Raw genomic sequence first — 16,722 nt, forward strand, 5'->3', positions numbered from 1 at the left:
AGGTCAGGATGTCCCCGTCGTCGATGAACAGGGCGTCCGGGTCGAGTGCGACCTGGGGGAACCATGTGCGGAAGAGGTCCGCGACCATCCAGTGGGTGGTGGCCGGCCGGCCGTCGAGGAGACCGGCTGCGGCGAGGACGAAGGCGCCGGTGCAGATCGACACGAGGCGGCTGCCCGGAGCCACGGACGCGAGCGCCTGGGCCACGGGTTGCGGCACTTCCGGGGTCACGGCGGGGGCGAAGAAGGGCGGGATGATGACGGTGTCGGCGGTGCGCAGCGCCTCCGGGCCGTGCTCGACGGTGATCGAGAAGTCGGAGTTGGTGCGGACCGGGCGGCCGTCGACGCTGCAGGTGAGGACCTCGTAGCGGCCGCATGGCGTGATCCCGTCGAAAGTTGACATTCGTGCCATTGTAGCGTGCGGAGGCGGCAGCCACGCTCGACACATGACGAACACCGCCACCAGGCGGCCCACCGATCAACACGTCTACGACCTCCCGAGTCCGGAGAAGAGAGCCCCGTGAACACCACCGCATCCGCCCGCCGCCGTACCCTCGCCGCCACACTCATGGCCGTCGCCCTCACCGGTGCCGCCGCCGTGCCCGCCGTCGCTTCCGCCGCACATCGCGAAGCTCCCGGCCGCGATCGAGCCGCGGAAATTTCCAGCGACGGATACGGCGAGAGCGCCCGGCTCGGCTACCAGAAGGCGGTCGCCGTCCAGCTTCTCAAGGGTGTCTTCGAGCGGGGCGACACATCCGTCGTCGACCGTTTCGTACGGCCGGACTACATCCAGCACAACCCACTGGCCCCCGACGGCGCCGAGGCCCTCAAGTACTTCGGTGCCCTCCAGCGCCAGCAGTACCCGGACCTCGCGTACGGCATCAAGCGGGTCATCTCCGAGGGCGACCTGGTGCTCGTGCACTCCAACATCGTCCTGACCCCTGGCACCCGCGGCGTGGCCGCCTTCGATATCTTCCGTTTCCAGGGCGGGAAGATCGCCGAGCACTGGGACGTGCTGCAGGCGGTGCCGGCGACCACGGCCAACGGCAATGACATGTTCTCCACGGTCAGCCGGCCGCGGACCGAGGCGCCGGGTCCCGCGTGGCTCACCGCGTACAACAAGAAGCTGGTCACCGCGTTCGTCGACCGGCTCCTGGTCCGCAAGGACCTGGCCGCCATCGACACCTACATCGGCCCCGAGTATGACCAGCACAGCCCGAACGTCCCCGACGGCGTGGCAGGCGTGAAAGCCGGAGCGGGCGCGTACTTGGAGCAGTTCCCGCAGCTGAGCGTGGAGCCGAAGCGGATCATCGCCGAGGGCGACCTGGTGGCCGTCCACAGCCACTACGTCGACACACCGGGCGAGCGCGGCCGGGCGGTCCTCGACCTCTTCCGGGTCAGGGACGGAAAGATCGTCGAGCACTGGGACGCCGTACAGGACGTGCCGGAGACCTCCGCCAACGACAACACCATGTTCTGACCGCCGCGGGGGTCGTAGCGGCCGCGCTACGACCCCTGGCCAGCGCCCGCAACTGATCTTCACCCTCCAGTTCCTCAATACACATCACACGTGCCGTGCTGCCTCGGATACACGCGTCCGTCCTCGGACACGTCATCACGCGCTGTTCCAGTCTCCTGCCGCTGTACGGACCCAGCCCGTTGGGGTGAACCCGACCCCGTCGCTGCGACACCCATCTACATGAAAGACCTGGACATGAGCGCACCGCGAAGTTCCCCGTCCCCCTCACGATCGTTGTACAAGAACGCGCCGACCCGCTCCGTGTCCGTTGACGGGGTGGACTTCGTCTATCGGCAGCTCGGCCCCGAGGACGGCGTACCGTTGATCCTCCTGATCCACCTGGCCGGGAACCTGGACAACTGGGATCCGCGCGTCGTCGACGGACTCGCCGCAGGACGCCGGGTGATCACCTTCGGAAACCGCGGGGTGGGCGGGTCGGGTGGCTCCACGCCGGACACGATCGAAGGGATGGCCCGCGACGCGGTGCTGTTCATCCGTGCCCTCGGGTTCGACCAGGTCGATGTGTTCGGTCTGTCTATGGGCGGCTTCATCGCACAGGTCATCGCGGAGGAAGAACCGCGCCTCGTCCGCAAGGTCATCCTCGCGGGCACGGGTCCCGCCGGAGGGCCCGGCATCGACAAGGTCCCGGCTCTGGCCGTCCAGGGCACGATCAAGGGCGCCCTGATCCGTCAGGACCCGAAGCTCTCCCTTTTCTTCACCGACACCGCAAGCGGCCGACGGGCAGGACGCGCCCTCCTGCGGCGGCTGAAGGAGCGCACGGACAACCGGGACAAGAACATCTCACTGCCGTCGCTCCGTGCCCAGCTGAAGGCCGTCAAACAATGGGGCCGCCAGGCACCGTCAGACTTGTCGGCCATTCGCCAACCGGTCCTCGTGGCCAACGGTGAGAACGACCGGATGGTGCCCAGCCAGAACACAATCGACCTGGCCGCTCGTCTGCCCAAGAGCGAACTCGTCCCCCTCTACCCTGATTCCGGCCACGGGGGAATCTTCCAGTACCACGAGGACTTCGTCGCAAGGGCGCTTTCGTTCCTCGAGTCCTGAGCTTGATCGGATGCCGTTGGAACGGGTCTCACATTCGCCGTACTGATGCCCGACCAGAGGCACGATGGGATCTCCGGCCGATCCGGCGCGCCTCCCGCAACGTCTGACGACTCCGGCATCTGGTGGTAGAGCCCCGCCAGTTGCCGCGTTTCACTGCCGTGCTGTGAGAAGGGAAGACGCCGTCTGCCGTCTTCCCTGCCGTGTACAGGCGGATGTTGGCTGTCAGTTGTCGAAAAGTTGAAGGGCGCTGAGCCAGATTGCCCACAGGTTCACACGCTCGGGGTAGCGCTGCTTCAGCGCGTTGTTTCACTCCGGGCCGACAACGAGGACTTCCACGCCACTGGCCTGCAGCGTGTCGAGCTCTGACGCCGAGATGCCGGCGTCGACGATGACGAGGTCGAACGCGGTGACGGGTGCGAGCTGGTAGAGGCCGCGGCGTTGGAACTTGGTGTGGTCGACCAGAAGGATTTTGCGGTCGCACGCTTCCATCAGGGCTCTTTTCACTCCCACCGTCTCCTGGGACTGGTGATAGCAGTGGCCGCGGGTGATGGCGGTCGTCGAGGCGAACAGCGTGTCGGCACGCAGGCTGTTGACCGCGTCGATGGTCCGGATGCCGAGGAATGCGTCGTAGGCGGGGTAGTACGCGCCGCCAAGTGAGATGAGCTCGATTCCCGGACTGCCGGCGAGAACCTGGATGACGGGTACGAAGTTGGTGATGACCGTCAGCGGTGCGCGCTGCGCGAGCAGTCCGGCGAGCGCGAGGGCAGTGGTGCTGTCGTCGACGATGAGGGACTGCCCGGGCTTGACGAGGCCAAGTGCGGCACGGGCGAGTGCGCTCTTCGTCGGCGCCATGGATTGGGTGCGGTGCCGTATGTCGCCGTGGAACGCCGTCGACGGTTGCGCGGTCGCCCCGCCGCGGACTTTCCTCAGCCACCCCTTGCCCTGCAGGTAGTCGAGATCCCGGCGGATGGTCATCGGTGTCACGCCCAGTTCGTCGGCGAGCCGCTCGATGCGGACGAAGCCTTCGTCGACGACACGGCTCTTGATCCGCTCCCGCCTCTCGCGCGGCCCTCGCCCGCCCTCACCGGTGGCCGGATCTTTGTCTTCCTCCATGAAGTCCCTCTGTTCTCTTTCTGTTAACAGAACACATACGCGTTGTGTCGGGCTTTCATCTCGTCCGATGCGCGTTCCTCACCTGCAACGAGCGTGTTACAGCAGGGTTTGTGGCGCGCTCCCCGAAGGAGCATGGCACACCGATGTTCACCCATGCCAGGAGAACGAACAGCCAGGCTGATCAAAGGATCAAACATCGGTGTTCAGTTCTCAGGATGTGTTGACACCCGCAGGAGCCACGCGTTTCTTGTGCGTTACGTCATAGCGGCCGACCGGCGGCTACACGGTCCGCATCAAGGAGTCGATCATGAGAAAACTGGCCAGTGGTGCTCTCGCCGGCATCCTCGCCCTGGGCGCTCTCACCGCATGCGCTGAGGAACCGAGTGGCGGGAACTCCGGGACCGCCAAGGCGGACGGAGAGTCGGGCAAGGTCGCGTTCCTCATGCCCGACCTGGCCTCCACCCGCTACGAGCAGTACGACGCTCCGCTGTTCAAGAAGCGTATGGCCAAGCTGTGCCCGGACTGCGGGGTCATCTACCAGAACGCCAACGGTGACGCCTCGCTTCAGCAGCAGCAGGCGAATTCCGCGATGGCCCAGGGCGCCAAGGTGATCGTGATCGACCCGGTGGACTCGGCCGGGGCGGCCACGATCGTGCAGACGGCGCAGTCCCAGGGCGTCAAGGTGGTCGCCTACGACCGTCCCATCCCGGACAAGCCCGCGGACTTCTATGTGTCGTTCGACAACGAGGCGATCGGCGAGTCCATCGCCCAGTCGCTGGTCGATCACCTGAAGGAGACCAAGGCCGAGGGCGGTGTGCTCCAGATCAACGGGTCTCCCACCGACGCCGCCGCCGGGTTGATCAAGAAGGGCGTCCACAATGCCGTCGACGACAGCGGGTTCAAACTGCTGGCCGAGTACGACACACCGGGATGGTCGCCGGAGAAGGCCCAGCAGTGGGCGAGCGGTCAGATCGCCCAGTACCGCGGCAAGATCGCCGGTGTGGTGGCCGCCAACGACGGCACCGGCGGTGGAGCGATCGCGGCCTTCAAGGCCGCGGATGTGAAGGTCCCGCCGATCACCGGCAACGACGCGGAGCTGGCAGCGATCCAGCGCATCATCGCGGGAGATCAGTACAACACCATCTCCAAGCCGATCAAGATCGTCGCCGAGGCGGCCGCAGACGTGGCCCACCAGTTGCTGCAGGGCAAGGAGCCCAAGGCGGACACCAAGCTGTTCAACACCCCGTCGCAGCTGTTCAAGCCGACCGTCGTGACACAGAAGAACCTCAAGGAGGTCATCTTCGGCTCCGATGCGGTGCTCAAGGCGAAGGACGTGTGCACCGCGCAGTACGCCGCCGACTGCGGACGCCTGGGCATCCAGTAGCGGTCTGGAGTCTCTGAGGAAAAGAGGGTCACGATGACAGGCACCGCGGTTACCGGTGCGGGCACGGACACCGTGTTGTCGCTGAGCGGAATCTGCAAGAACTTCGGCGCGGTCGCCGCGCTGACCGATATCGAGCTCGACGTCGCGGCCGGTGAGGTGGTCGCCATCGTCGGGGACAACGGCGCCGGCAAGTCCACGCTGGTGAAGATCCTGTCCGGGGTGTACACGCCCGACGCGGGAGAGATCTTCTTTCACGGCGAGAAGGTGTCTCTGGGCTCACCGGCCCTTGCCCATGCGATGGGCATCGCGACGGTTTTCCAGGACCTCGCCCTGTGCGAGAACCTCGACGTCAAGGCGAACCTGTTCCTGGGCCAGGAACTTCGGCCCTGGATGCTGGACGACGTCGCCATGGAGAAGCGCTCCTGGCAGTTGCTGCGACAGCTGTCGGCGAAGATCCCCTCACTCAGCGTCCCGGTGGCCGCCCTCTCGGGCGGCCAGCGGCAGACGGTCGCGATCGCCCGATCCCTGCTGAGCAACCCGAAGATCGTCCTGCTCGACGAGCCGACGGCCGCCCTGGGCGTCGCGCAGACAGCCGAGGTCCTCAACCTGGTCGAGCGGCTCAAGGACAACGGACTCGGCGTGGTGATGATCAGCCACAACATGGAGGACGTCCGGGCGGTCGCCGACCGTGTCGCGGTGCTGCGGCTGGGCCGCAACAACGGTGTGTACGACGCCAAGGACGTCTCCTCCGAGGAGATCGTCGCCGCGATCACCGGCGCGAGCGACAACGTGGTCTCGCGGCGAGCCGCGGGGCGGTTGACTTCCCCGCAGGAAAAGCAGGAAGAGAAGGAAGAGCTGTGACCATCACCGAAGACTCGGTGGCAACGGCCACCGACCTACAGGATGAGCGTCTCGTGACGCCGCAAGGCATCACCGACAGCATCAGGGCCACGATCCGCCGCGTCCGGGGCGGAGACCTCGGCATGCTGCCCGTCGTCGCCGGCATCGTGGTGATCTGGACGATCTTCCAGTTGCTCAATCCGACCTTCCTGTCCAGCACCAATCTGGTGAACCTGTCCTTCGACATGGTCCCGGTGGGCGTCCTCGCGCTGGGGATCGTCTGCGTCCTGCTGGTCGGCCAGATCGACCTCTCCGTGGGATCGGTGAGCGGCGCGTCGGCCGCGATCACGGCCGTCGTCATGGTCAAGAACGAGCAATCGATGTGGCTGGCCCTCCTCGCGGCCGTCGCCGGCGGCTGCCTGGTCGGATGGCTCTACGGCCAGGTGCTCAACCGCTTCGGCGTGCCCAGCTTCGTGGTCACCCTGGGAGGGCTGCTGGCCTTCCTCGGCGTACAGCTGTGGCTGCTTCGAGGCCAGAACGCGATCAATCTGCCCTACGACTCCACCCTGGTGAAGTTCGCACAGCTGTGGTTCGTCCCCCACTGGATGGCCTACGCACTGGCGGTGGTGGCCGCGGGTGGCTTCCTCGCCACCGGGTGGGTGCGTGCCCGAACCCGCCGCGGCGCCGGGCTGTCGTCCTCGTCGCTGCAGTGGCTTGTCATGCAGTCGCTTCTGCTGCTGGCCGGGCTGCTGATCGCAGTCTTCTACCTGAACCGCACCCGCGGCGTCGCCTGGATGTTCGTGTTCTTCGTCGCCCTGGTGCTGGTGATGAACTACGTGCTGAGCCGCACCAAGTTCGGACGATCGATCTACGCGGTCGGCGGCAATGCCGAGGCGTCCCGCAGGGCCGGCATCAACGTACGGCGTGTCTACACCTCGGCGTTCGTCCTGTGTTCCGGCCTGGCCGCGGTCGGCGGCATCCTGGCCGCCTCGCGACTGGCCGCGGCCAACCAGAGCACCGGTACCGGAGACGTCAACCTCAACGCCATCGCCGCCGCGGTGATCGGCGGGACCAGCCTGTTCGGCGGCCGCGGCTCGGCCATTGCCGCCCTGCTCGGAGTCCTGGTCATCCAGTCGATCTCCAGCGGTCTGACTCTGCTGAACCTCGACTCCTCCTACCGGTTCATGATCACCGGAGCGGTGCTGCTCATCGCTGTCGGCCTGGACTCCGTCGCCCGGCGCTCGCGCCAGGCGCACGGTCGGGGGTGAAGCGGGTGACTGCGATCGCCATCGACGCGGGCACCACCACCATCAAGGTGGTCGGATACGCCGACGACGGGAAGGAGCTGGCGGTCAGCCGTCGGCCGACCCAGGTGATGCGGCCCCGTACCGGGTGGGCCGAGCAGGACATGTCCGAGGTCTGGGCCGCGGTTGCCGACGCCGTCCGGGAAGTCGTCGCCGCGCTCCCCGACGCACCCGACATGGTCGCCGTCACCGCACAGGGCGACGGCGCCTGGCTGATCGACGGTCAGGGTCGCCCCACCGGGCCCGCCGTGCTGTGGAACGACGGACGGGCCACCGCCCAGATCACGGCGTGGGAGCGCGACGGGGTGACACGGGAGGCGTTCCGGATCAGCGGGTCGCGTGTGTCCACCGGCATGCCCAACGCCGTACTGGCCTGGCTGCGCGAGAACGACCCCGACCGGGTGACCCGATCCAGTCATCTGCTGACCTGCGGCGGCTGGCTTCACCTGAAGCTGACGGGTGAGCCCGCCGTCGACGAGTCGGACGCATCGGCACCGTTCATGGACATCAGGCGGCGCGACTGGTCCGACCCGCTGTTCGAGCTCTACGGCCTTCAGTGGGCGCGGAAACTCATGCCCGAGCTTCGCGACGACGACCACCGGGTCACCACGATCAGCACCTCGGCAGCCGCGGAAACCGGCCTGCCCGCAGGAATCCCGGTGGTGCTGGCGCCGTACGACATCTGCGCCACCGCCATCGGCGCCGGCGCGGTGACCGCAGGACAGGCGTGCTGCATCCTCGGCACCACCTTGGCCACCGAGGTCATCACGGACACGGTGGTCACCGACGAACCGGTGGGCATCACCGTGACGCTCGGCGTCCCCGGTCGCTACCTCCGCGCCTTCCCCACCATGAGCGGCGGCGACGTCCTGGACTGGGGGGCGGGGCTGCTCGGCCTGACCTCTGTCACCGATCTGATGGCTCTGGCGGCGCAGGGCAGACGCGATACAGCCGGGGTGCGGTTCATCCCTTACCTCTCCCCGGCCGGCGAGCGGGCCCCGTTCTTCGACCCCACCGCGCGCGGTTCCCTGTCCGGCCTCTCCCTGGAGGCCGGCCGCGAAGACGTGGCCCGTGCGCTGGTGGAGGGAGTCACGATGACCATCCGCGACTGCCTGGCCGCGGCCCCGGGTTCCCCGGACAGACTGGCGCTCTGCGGCGGCGGCACCAGAAGCGACTTCTGGATGCGGCTGATCGCCGATGTGACCGGCCTTCCTGTGACGATTCCCGCCTCCGCGGAGGTCGGGGCCCGCGGCGCCTGGCTGACCGGCCTGGTCGCCACCGGCCGTGAGCCGGACTTCCCGACCGCCGCCGCCCGGTACGTGGAGGTCGCCGCCACCTACCAGCCCGATCCGGAGGCGTTCGACGACTTCAGCGACCGGTACACCGACTTCCTGCGGCTGCGGGAGCTGAACCAGCCGTTGTGGACACGCGACCGCGGACAGACACGTCCGACCCCGACCGGTGGAGTCGGCGCATGACCGCCGGTGGAAGCGATGCCTGGCTGGGCATCGACCTGGGGACCCAGGGCGTACGCGTGGTGGTCGCCGCGTCCGACGGCACTGTGCTGGGCGAGGGTTCGTGCCCGCTGACCAGCCGCCGGGAGGGTGATCGCCATGAGCAGCACCCCGAGCAGTGGTGGCGCGCTGTCCTCACGGCGATCGACCGGGGACGCGCCGCGGGTGCCGACCTGCGCCGGGTCCAGGGGGTGGCTGTCGACGCGACCTCCGGCACCATCACCATGCTGGACCGCCGTGGCCTCTGTGTGACACCAGCCCTGATGTACGACGACGGGCGCGCCGCGGCGGAGGCAGAACAGGTCAACGCCGCCGGGGAGCAGCAGTGGGCCAAGGCCGGCTACCAGCGGATGCAGCGATCCTGGGCTCTGCCCAAGCTCCGATGGCTGCTCAACCACTATCCCCACGCCGCTGAGAACGGCTGGCGACTGGCGCACCAGAACGACGTCATCAACAGCAAGCTCGTCGGGCACGAGGTACCCACCGACACCAGCAACGCGCTCAAGACCGGCGCCGACGCCGCACAGGTGACATGGCCCGAGCCCGTTCTCGCAGCGTTGGACATCCCCCGCGCGATCCTGCCCGACCTGGTACCGCCCGGCACGGTCATCGGCCAGGTCTGCGCCGCGGCCGCCGCCGAGACCGGGCTCAGCGAAGGCACCGCCGTCGTCGCCGGGATGACCGACGGCTGCGCGGCACAACTGGGCTCCGGCGCGACGGCCGTCGGCAGTTGGAACTCGGTCATGGGCACCACCCTGGTCCTCAAAGGCGTCACCAAAGACCTCGTCCATGATCCGCACGGGGTCGTCTACTCCCACCGATCGCCCTCTGGCCACTGGCTGCCCGGCGGAGCCTCCAGTGTCGGAGCCGGCCTGGTCGCACGCGAATTCGCGGACGCAGACCTGGACATGCTCACCCGCGAGGCCGCGGCACTGCTGCCCACCGACCTGTTGCGCTATCCACTGGTCTCCCCGGGAGAACGGTTCCCCTTCGTCGCCCCGGACGCCCGCGCGTTCGGCAGCCGCGAGCCGGACACCCGGGCCGAGTCCTTCGCCGCACTGCTGCAGGGCGCCGCCTACGTCGAACGGCTCTGCTTCGACTACGTGGACCTGCTCGGCGCCCCGACCGACGGAGCGATCGTCCTCACCGGCGGGGCCACCCGCAATCCCCTGTGGAACCAGTTGCGCGCTGATGTACTGCAACGCCCGGTGAGCCTTCCGCGCAACGCGCAACCCGCGCTCGGCATGGCGGTGCTGGCCGCATCGAGCCGTGACGCTCTGGAAAGCGTCGCCGCCGCGATGGTGCGGCTCGACAGGACCCTCGAACCACGCCGTTCAGAGAAGAACCCTCACGACGAGGGCTACCTCCGGCTGCTCGATCTGCTTGTCCAACGCGGCTGGCTCCCCGGCGTCGTCGCGACCCACGCACGAGAAAGGGCGGCGCATTGAGCCTCCATGTCATCTTCGTCCGACACGGGGAGACCCTGTGGCACGCCGAAAACCGGTATGCCGGCAGCACCGACATCGCGCTCACCGAGCGCGGCCACGCACAATCACGCGCGCTCGCGGACTGGGCGGAACAGGCGGACCTGACCGGGATCTTCGCCTCCCCACTCACGCGATCGCAAGAAACCGCACGCGACAGCGCGGTGAGCACCGGGCTGCCGGTGAGCGTGGACGAACGGCTGCGCGAACTCGACTTCGGTATCGCCGAGGGCCTCACGCGCGCGGAGATGCAACAGCGGTTTCCCGACCACCTTTCAGCCTTCCAGACCGACCCGGTGACGAACCACTTCCCCAAGGGAGAGAACCCCCTGGCCGCCAGCGACCGCTATCTGGAGTTCCTCACCGACCTCCAGGCCGATCACCGCGAAGGCCGCGTTCTCGTCGTGGGCCACTCCACCGCGATCCGGCTCGCGCTCTGCCGCATACTCGGCCTGCCTCTGCGCCAGTACCGCCGGACCTTCCCGTTCCTGGCCAACTGCGCCCTGAACGAACTCGTCCTGAGCGACGGCGTGCCGTCGTTGCTGACGCTGAACCGCCCCGTGACCCCAGGAGCACTCAAGTGACCACCATCCTCACCGCCGGTGACCACTTCGTCCTCAACTCCCTGCTCACCGACAGGCTCCAGCCGGCCGCACCCACCGCGACCTTCCGCGAACTCACCCTGCCCTGGCCGGTCGAGCCCTTCGGGGAGGTGGCCGAGGTACGGGAGGCATCGGGCACCGAGGACCAGCTCATCGAGGCCCTCAGCGGAGTGGACATCTGCGTCACCCAGATGGCACCGCTCACCGAACGGATCCTCAAAGCCAGCCCCGATCTGCGCCTGTTCTGCGTCAGCCGCGGCGGCCCCGTCAACGCCAACCTCGAAGCAGCCACCCGGCACGGCGTCGCGGTCTCCTTCGCCCCCGGGCGCAACGCCACCGCCACCGCCGAGCACACGGTCGCCCTCATGATGGCCGCGGCCCGACGCATCCCCGCCACCCACGCGGACCTCGCCGCAGGCACCTGGCGAGGTGACTACTACATGTTCGACAAGGTCGGGCCGGAGCTCGAGGACAGCACCGTCGGCATCGTCGGATACGGTGCCATCGGCTCCCGGGTCGCCCGCATCCTGCGCGGCTTCGGCGCACACGTGCTCGTCGCCGACCCCTTTGTCCGTCCGGACGACGTGTCACCGGCCGAGGTCACCGACCTGGCAGACCTCATGCGGCGCTCCACGTTCGTCACCGTCCACGCCCGCGCGACTCCGCAGACCGAGGGCTTGATCTCCCGGCAGCTGATCGACCTGATGCCCGCGGGCGGCGTGCTGGTCAACTGTGCCCGCGGGTCCCTCGTCGACTACGACGCCGTGTGCGACGCCCTGGACGCCGGAAAGCTCTTCGGCGCGGCCTTCGACGTCTTCCCCCACGAGCCGATCCCCGCCGACTCGCGCCTGCTGACGACCCCCAACATCGTCATGACGCCCCATCTGGCCGGCGCCAGCAAACAGACCGCCTTCAACGCCGCCTCCATCGTGGCCTCGGAAGTAGCAAGATTCCTGCAAGGCCGGCCACTCGCGCACTGCGCAAATCCAGACGTTCTCGCCCGACTTCACTGAGCTGCCTGGAAGCCGAGGCTGACAGCGAAGTGCTGAAGTCCTCGGCGGTGAGTCCCGGAGTCGTCCGCTTGGCGGTGTTGCTGGTCTGCTTGCACTGCACTGGTGGTGCAGTGACGGGCAGCCCCGTGAGGGGACAAGATCTTGAGACGAGTGCTGTGGCCCCTGTGTGAGACAAGTTGGAGAGCTCCAGGTCGCTGATGAGGTATGGGCCATTCCATTTTTGAACCTACGCGAACGCGGGAAGGCCGCTCGCCGTGTCCGGAACCGGGGCGTGGGCCGGTCAGCGATAGGCCGCCTGGCCGGTGAGGGCCTGGCCGATGACCAGGGTGTGGATCTCGCTGGTGCCCTCATAGGTGAGCACCGATTCGAGGTTGTTGGCGTGGCGCAGGGGCGAGTACTCCAGGGAGATGCCGTTGGCGCCCAGGACCGTACGGCATTCGCGGGCGATGGCGAGGGCCTCGCGGACGTTGTTGAGCTTGCCGACGCTGATCTGCTCGGGGCGGATGCGGCCCTGGTCCTTCAGGCGGCCCAGGTGCAGGGCGAGCAGCGCGGCGCCGCCCAGGGAGACACTCATGTCGGCGAGCTTCTTCTGGGTGAGCTGGAAGCCGCTGATGGGCCGGTCGAACTGCACGCGCGCGTCGGCTCGTCGGAGCCGACGTCCCGGTGGCCGCCTTCGAGCAGATCGTCGTCTCCTCTCTCAAGCACCTGGGCGGTGAAGCGGTGGTGATCACCAGCGAGGGCCGGGTCCTGGCCGCGAACACGCCCACGTGGGCTGTCGGAGAAATGGCTCGCGAACTGCTGGGCCATGAGGCCGGAGTGGAGCGGGCGGCCGTGCGGGCCCCGGAAGCCGACTGAAGCGTGATCCGCGTCGAGTCCTCGGCCGTCGGCTGAGCGGGCACGGCGGACGCCGCCACGGAGGCTCCCGGACGGTTGTGTCGCGACATGTGCCGAGCAGGTGGATCGAGCTGTGGGCAAAGTAGTTGGCCTGCCCAACAAGATCGCGGGTAAGGTCGTCCCCGTGGCAGCGGAGGAGACGACGTCAGGAAAGCCGGAGGAATCGTCCGGCAGGCGGCAGCGCCGGAGGCACCCCAAGAATCCCGACCGTCAGCGGGACCCGGTGGGCACCCGGCGGGCCATCCTGGACGCCGCCGGCGCGGAGTTCGGCGCCCATGGTTTCGACGGGGCCCGGGTCGTGCGTATCGCGGAGGCGGCCGGCGTCAGCCATCAGCTGATCACCTACTACTTCGGGGGCAAGCGCGGGCTGTACGAGGCGCTGAGCGAACGGTGGCTCGAGGAGTCCATCCGGGTCAGCCAGACCCACACCTTCTCGGAGGCCGTGCGGCGCTACGTCCACTGGGCCGGGGAGGACCCGGCGTGGGCGCACACGCTGACGCGCGAAGAGCCCGGCACGCGCCCACCCGCGGAGGACGAGCGGGCTGCCGAGCTGTTCAAGCATGTCGAGGAACTCCGCGAGCGGCAGGCGCGCGGTGAATTCCGCGGCGACCTCGACGTCGGGGCCGTGGCTCTCGTTTTCTTCGCCGCCTCGATCGCTCCGGTGACCGTCCCGTGGATCGCCCGTGAACTCACCCAGCAGGACCCCACCTCACCGGAGTTCCTCGACCACTACGCGGAGCAGGTGGGCCGGATCATCTCCGCACTCGCCGAAGCGACACAGGCGACGCAGGACGAGGGCTCGCCGGTGAACGGCGAGCCCAAGGACTGACGACGACGGTTGCCGGGCTCCTGGAGCCCGGATGCTCAGCCCGGCGGCAGCCGCCTGGCCAGCTGCAGGTGCGCCAGCTGCCAGCCGCCCGATTCCGCCTGCACCCACACCCGGCTGACGGCGGCCTGGATGACGAACGGGGTCAGCTCGGGCACGAAGGCGACCTGCATCTCTTGGAGGCAGCTGACCACGGCCGTGGTGCCGAAGTGCTGGACGGTCACGTCGTAGGTGTCCACCTGGCTGGTACGGCCCATGCGTGCCGCGTACCGCAGCCAGTCGTCCACGCCGTGGATGTGGCCCACCGCCGAGTGCACGATGACGCAGTCGGGGTGCAGCAGGGCACGGATGCTCGGCTCCGGGTCCGGGAGCGTCTGTGCGGCGAGCCAGGCGGCCTCGGCCTCCTCGACCGTGGCCGGGCGGACCGTCGCCGCTGTGGGTGAAGTGGTCATAGTTCCAGCTCCAGGATCGGGGTCCTCGACCGCGACGAGCACGGGGTGAACAGGCCCTCCGCGCGCTCGTCGTCGGTCAGGACGTCGTCTCGGTGATCGGGGTCGCCCTCGCGCACCCGTACGATGCATTCGCCGCAGATGCCCTGCCCGCACGAGTTGGGTGCGTCGACGCCGTTCGCCAGCAGGACGTCCAGGACGCTCTGGTCCTCGGGGACGAGGTACTCGGCCCCCGTCGAGGACAGGCGCACGGTGAATCCGCCCTCCCCTCCCCCGTCGGGCTCGGCGGCAGTCGGCGAGGCGCTGAAGCGCTCCTTGTGCAGGGCGGACGCGGGCCATCCCAGCTCGGCCGCCCGCCCAAGCACGTAATCCATGAACCCGCCGGGACCGCAGACGTAGACCCCGGTGTCGGGAGCGGGTTCCCCCAAGTCGCGCCCCAGGTCGAGGAGTTGCTCCGGGGGCTGGTCGTCGAAGTGGAGGGTGACCTGTGGGTGGTTCTCCAGGTCGGCGAGAAAGGCCGCTTCTGTCCGACTGCGGGCGCAGTAGTGCAGGTGGTAGTCGCCGCCGGTGGCGTCGAGCGTCTGGGCCATCGAAAGCAGCGGGGTGATGCCGATGCCGCCCGCGAGGAGCAGGTGCCGGCGTGCGGACGTCAGACCGAAGCGGTTGCGCGGTGTGGCGATGCGGAGCGTGTCGCCCTCGGCGAGGGCGTGCATGGCTCGTGAACCGCCGCGTGACGCGGGCTCGTTGAGGACCGCGAGCCGGTACTGCTTGCGGATGCCCGGTGGCCCGCACAGGGAGTACTGCCTCACCAGTGCCGCCTCGCCGACTGCTACGTCGATGTGGGCGCCGGGCTCGTACTCCCACAGCTCGCCGCCGTCGGCCCGGGCGAGGTCGAAGACCGCGATTCTCGGCGTGGCGTCGTACCGGGCCACGACGACCGCGTCCGTCCAGATGGTGCTCACGCCTTGGTCACGCCCCTGCCGCCACGCCTGGGGCGCTCGGGGTCGGGACGGCGTCTCCCTCTTCCTCCCGCCGGATGAAGAGACCGGCCTCCACGCGGCGGACCGGATCGCCGGGGGCGCCGACGCCGAGCGGGGTCCGTCCGGCCTCGACGTCGTCCAGCATCGTGCGCAGCATGCGCCGGAGCATGACGACGCCCTTGTCGGACGGGGCCAGGGTCTCCTCGGAGTGCTGGGTGATGTCACCTTGCGAGCGCTGGGCCTCGTAGTCGCCGGGGAAGCGCTGCTTCTCCTCGTTGGTCAGCTCCCAGCCGTTCTTGCCGTTCTGCTTGATGCCGAACATGAAGGAGGTGGTCCGCTCCGGGCCGGCCGCGCGGATCGAGAAGACCAGGCGGTGGTGGGTGTCGTCGGCCGGGACCACCCAAAGCAGCATGTCGTTGCGGCCGTTGGGGGTGGACTTGACGAAGTCGGGCAGGGCGACGATGTTCGGCAGCATGCACTGCGCCGTCCACTCGAGGTCGACGAGTTCGCCGTCGGGGCCCTTGGTGTCCTGGTAGCGCCAGACGTACCCCACGCCGTGGTCGGTGCGGTGGTAGCTGCTGCGCTCGCCGGCGGTGCGGTGGTCGTAGTAGCTCTCAGGGAAGCCGACTGTCCCGGTGCCCGCGAACTGGTAGCCGCTGTGGTTGGAGTGCAGCCATGCCGCATGCACGGGGTCCACGGCGTTCTCGAACAGCTGGAGCCAGTTGTAGTCCCCCTCCAGGCCGATGACCTCGGCGCCGGGCACCATCCAGCTGGTGTGGTAGCTCTCGCCCTCGCCCAGGGGTTCTAGGCTGTCGAAGCGCGGCAGCGGGGGCTTGAGCTCGGGCGGGCCCATGTAGACGAAGACCAGGCCGTACCGCTCCTCCACCGGGTACCACGGCTGACGTGCGAGATTACGGCGGCGGCCGCCGTCGAGTTCACAGGCCTGGTCCAGGCAGTGGCCCTGCACGTCGAACTTCCAGCCGTGGTAGCAGCAGCGGATGCCGTCCTCCTCGACACGGCCGAAGAAGAGGCTGCTGCCACGGTGCGAGCACCGCTCGAAGACGACGCCGGGGCGGCCCTGGCCGTCCCGGAAGACGACCAGGTCCTCGCCCAGGAGGCGGGCGCGGTGCGGGACATCGCTGGTGAGCGCGGTGGAGCTGGCGATCGGCTGCCAGTAGCGACGCAGCGCCTCGCCCATCGGCGTGCCGGGGCCGACCTCGGTCAGGCGGGCGTCGTGCGAGGAGGGCTTGCGGCCGTAGCCGGTTCCTGTGTCGGTCACGGTCGTCTCAGTCACGGTCGTGTCGGTCATGGTGGACCATCTCCTCGGCGTTGAGGCAGCGGGGACGCGTATATGAAGGCCACTGGAGGGTCGGACAGCGTGCGGGGAGTCTGCGGTTGAGGCTTCTTCGTGCTGTCGTCCGAGTTGGTCGCACGAGCGTGCGGCGGCTCTTTCTCCATGGCTGAACAGGCGCGGCGAGCGGTGCGGCCCACATGGCGCTCATGCCGTTGTACGACCCTGATGAAAAACTGTCAATGACTCTGACCTGCTTTGATGAATTACTTGCAGACATCTGTCGGATCGCCGAGCGCCCTGTTACGTTGGCCCGACGCCGAGGTGACGAGCCGCTCTCCGGCTTCCCGCCACCTCGCGATCACACCTCAGAACGCGCCGCGCGAACGACCGCCTCCCCGCGCTTTTCCGCAGCGACTCCACCGCGCGTTCCTCCAGAGCCGAAGG

The 16,722-nt window shown here is 68.4% G+C and carries 16 protein-coding genes and 1 pseudogene; 11 read left to right on the forward strand and 6 right to left on the reverse strand.

Translation table 11 applies throughout. The features are described from left to right. On the reverse strand, positions 1 to 400 hold a 400-nt coding region (locus OP79_RS41995; protein WP_245685635.1), incomplete at its 3' end, for a GlxA family transcriptional regulator. 165 nt (positions 401 to 565) lie between these two features. Here OP79_RS41995 and OP79_RS42000 point away from each other — a divergent pair. Together OP79_RS42000 and OP79_RS42005 are read left to right on the forward strand one after the other, a co-directional pair. Beyond that, positions 566 to 1,477 (forward strand): nuclear transport factor 2 family protein, encoded by a 912-nt coding sequence (locus OP79_RS42000; protein ID WP_051745452.1) that lies wholly within the window; start codon positions 566 to 568, stop codon positions 1,475 to 1,477. A gap of 234 nt (positions 1,478 to 1,711) precedes the next feature. Next, complete coding sequence (locus OP79_RS42005) at positions 1,712 to 2,581, forward strand: alpha/beta fold hydrolase (protein ID WP_051745447.1); 870 nt, start codon at positions 1,712 to 1,714, stop codon at positions 2,579 to 2,581. Positions 2,582 to 2,887: 306 nt separating this feature from the next. On the opposite strand, the gene OP79_RS42010 is transcribed toward OP79_RS42005, so the two are convergent. After that, positions 2,888 to 3,694 (reverse strand): DeoR/GlpR family DNA-binding transcription regulator, encoded by an 807-nt coding sequence (locus OP79_RS42010; RefSeq protein ID WP_078492366.1) that lies wholly within the window; start codon positions 3,692 to 3,694, stop codon positions 2,888 to 2,890. 307 nt (positions 3,695 to 4,001) lie between these two features. On the opposite strand from OP79_RS42010, the gene OP79_RS42015 reads away from it, so the two are divergent. From OP79_RS42015 to OP79_RS42045, 7 genes are all read left to right on the forward strand, one after another. Then, complete coding sequence (locus OP79_RS42015) at positions 4,002 to 5,078, forward strand: ABC transporter substrate-binding protein (protein ID WP_033328391.1); 1,077 nt, start codon at positions 4,002 to 4,004, stop codon at positions 5,076 to 5,078. 33 nt (positions 5,079 to 5,111) lie between these two features. Beyond that, positions 5,112 to 5,939, forward strand: a complete 828-nt coding sequence (locus OP79_RS42020) for an ATP-binding cassette domain-containing protein (RefSeq protein ID WP_033328392.1) — start codon at positions 5,112 to 5,114, stop codon at positions 5,937 to 5,939. Between the two features lie 122 nt (positions 5,940 to 6,061). Next, on the forward strand, positions 6,062 to 7,186 hold the full coding sequence (locus OP79_RS42025) for a sugar ABC transporter permease (RefSeq protein WP_211270973.1): 1,125 nt from the start codon (positions 6,062 to 6,064) through the stop codon (positions 7,184 to 7,186). Positions 7,187 to 7,191: 5 nt separating this feature from the next. Then, entirely contained in the window at positions 7,192 to 8,700 is a 1,509-nt protein-coding gene (locus OP79_RS42030) for an FGGY-family carbohydrate kinase (protein ID WP_033328394.1), read from the forward strand. Beyond that, positions 8,697 to 10,184 carry an FGGY-family carbohydrate kinase gene (locus tag OP79_RS42035; protein ID WP_033328395.1) on the forward strand — a complete coding sequence of 496 codons (1,488 nt, stop codon included), beginning with the start codon at positions 8,697 to 8,699 and terminating at the stop codon, positions 10,182 to 10,184. Before OP79_RS42030 ends, OP79_RS42035 begins: the two co-directional genes overlap by 4 nt. Beyond that, on the forward strand, positions 10,181 to 10,804 hold the full coding sequence (locus OP79_RS42040) for a histidine phosphatase family protein (protein ID WP_033328396.1): 624 nt from the start codon (positions 10,181 to 10,183) through the stop codon (positions 10,802 to 10,804). The genes OP79_RS42035 and OP79_RS42040 overlap by 4 nt, the downstream gene beginning before the upstream one ends. Then, positions 10,801 to 11,835: a 2-hydroxyacid dehydrogenase gene (locus OP79_RS42045; protein WP_033328397.1), complete on the forward strand. Its 1,035-nt coding sequence runs from the start codon at positions 10,801 to 10,803 to the stop codon at positions 11,833 to 11,835. The genes OP79_RS42040 and OP79_RS42045 overlap by 4 nt, the downstream gene beginning before the upstream one ends. A gap of 280 nt (positions 11,836 to 12,115) precedes the next feature. On the opposite strand, the pseudogene OP79_RS42050 reads toward OP79_RS42045, so the two are convergent. After that, positions 12,116 to 12,478, reverse strand: a pseudogene (locus OP79_RS42050) (acyl-CoA dehydrogenase family protein); the annotation flags it as partial. 20 nt (positions 12,479 to 12,498) lie between these two features. Here OP79_RS42050 and OP79_RS42055 point away from each other — a divergent pair. Then, positions 12,499 to 12,690, forward strand: a complete 192-nt coding sequence (locus OP79_RS42055; protein ID WP_033328399.1) for a hypothetical protein — start codon at positions 12,499 to 12,501, stop codon at positions 12,688 to 12,690. Positions 12,691 to 12,802: 112 nt separating this feature from the next. Next, entirely contained in the window at positions 12,803 to 13,558 is a 756-nt protein-coding gene (locus OP79_RS42060) for a TetR/AcrR family transcriptional regulator (protein ID WP_245685636.1), read from the forward strand. A 35-nt stretch (positions 13,559 to 13,593) separates the two neighbouring features. On the opposite strand, the gene OP79_RS42065 is transcribed toward OP79_RS42060, so the two are convergent. The 3 genes from OP79_RS42065 to OP79_RS42075 are packed head-to-tail and all read right to left on the reverse strand — an operon-like array spanning position 13,594 to position 16,293. Continuing rightward, complete coding sequence (locus OP79_RS42065) at positions 13,594 to 14,007, reverse strand: nuclear transport factor 2 family protein (RefSeq protein WP_033328400.1); 414 nt, start codon at positions 14,005 to 14,007, stop codon at positions 13,594 to 13,596. Then, the gene (locus OP79_RS42070; protein WP_033328401.1) at positions 14,004 to 14,966 is read right to left on the reverse strand and encodes a PDR/VanB family oxidoreductase; all 963 of its coding nucleotides are present in this window, start codon (positions 14,964 to 14,966) and stop codon (positions 14,004 to 14,006) included. Before OP79_RS42070 ends, OP79_RS42065 begins: the two co-directional genes overlap by 4 nt. A gap of 7 nt (positions 14,967 to 14,973) precedes the next feature. Beyond that, positions 14,974 to 16,293: an aromatic ring-hydroxylating dioxygenase subunit alpha gene (locus OP79_RS42075; RefSeq protein ID WP_033328402.1), complete on the reverse strand. Its 1,320-nt coding sequence runs from the start codon at positions 16,291 to 16,293 to the stop codon at positions 14,974 to 14,976. Positions 16,294 to 16,722 lie beyond the last annotated feature (429 nt).

It is taken from the genome of Streptomyces yerevanensis (genome assembly GCF_000716805.1).
Classification (GTDB): Bacteria; Actinomycetota; Actinomycetes; order Streptomycetales; family Streptomycetaceae; genus Streptomyces; species Streptomyces flaveus.

Coding starts and splice junctions, on each gene's coding strand:
- OP79_RS42000 (WP_051745452.1), top strand. CDS start 566: ATGGCCGTCGCCCTCACCGGTGCCGCCGCCGTGCCCGCCGTCGCTTCC.
- OP79_RS42005 (WP_051745447.1), top strand. CDS start 1,712: ATGAGCGCACCGCGAAGTTCCCCGTCCCCCTCACGATCGTTGTACAAG.
- OP79_RS42010 (WP_078492366.1), bottom strand. CDS start 3,694: ATGGAGGAAGACAAAGATCCGGCCACCGGTGAGGGCGGGCGAGGGCCG.
- OP79_RS42015 (WP_033328391.1), top strand. CDS start 4,002: ATGAGAAAACTGGCCAGTGGTGCTCTCGCCGGCATCCTCGCCCTGGGC.
- OP79_RS42020 (WP_033328392.1), top strand. CDS start 5,112: ATGACAGGCACCGCGGTTACCGGTGCGGGCACGGACACCGTGTTGTCG.
- OP79_RS42025 (WP_211270973.1), top strand. CDS start 6,062: ATGCTGCCCGTCGTCGCCGGCATCGTGGTGATCTGGACGATCTTCCAG.
- OP79_RS42035 (WP_033328395.1), top strand. CDS start 8,697: ATGACCGCCGGTGGAAGCGATGCCTGGCTGGGCATCGACCTGGGGACC.
- OP79_RS42065 (WP_033328400.1), bottom strand. CDS start 14,007: ATGACCACTTCACCCACAGCGGCGACGGTCCGCCCGGCCACGGTCGAG.
- OP79_RS42075 (WP_033328402.1), bottom strand. CDS start 16,293: ATGACCGACACGACCGTGACTGAGACGACCGTGACCGACACAGGAACC.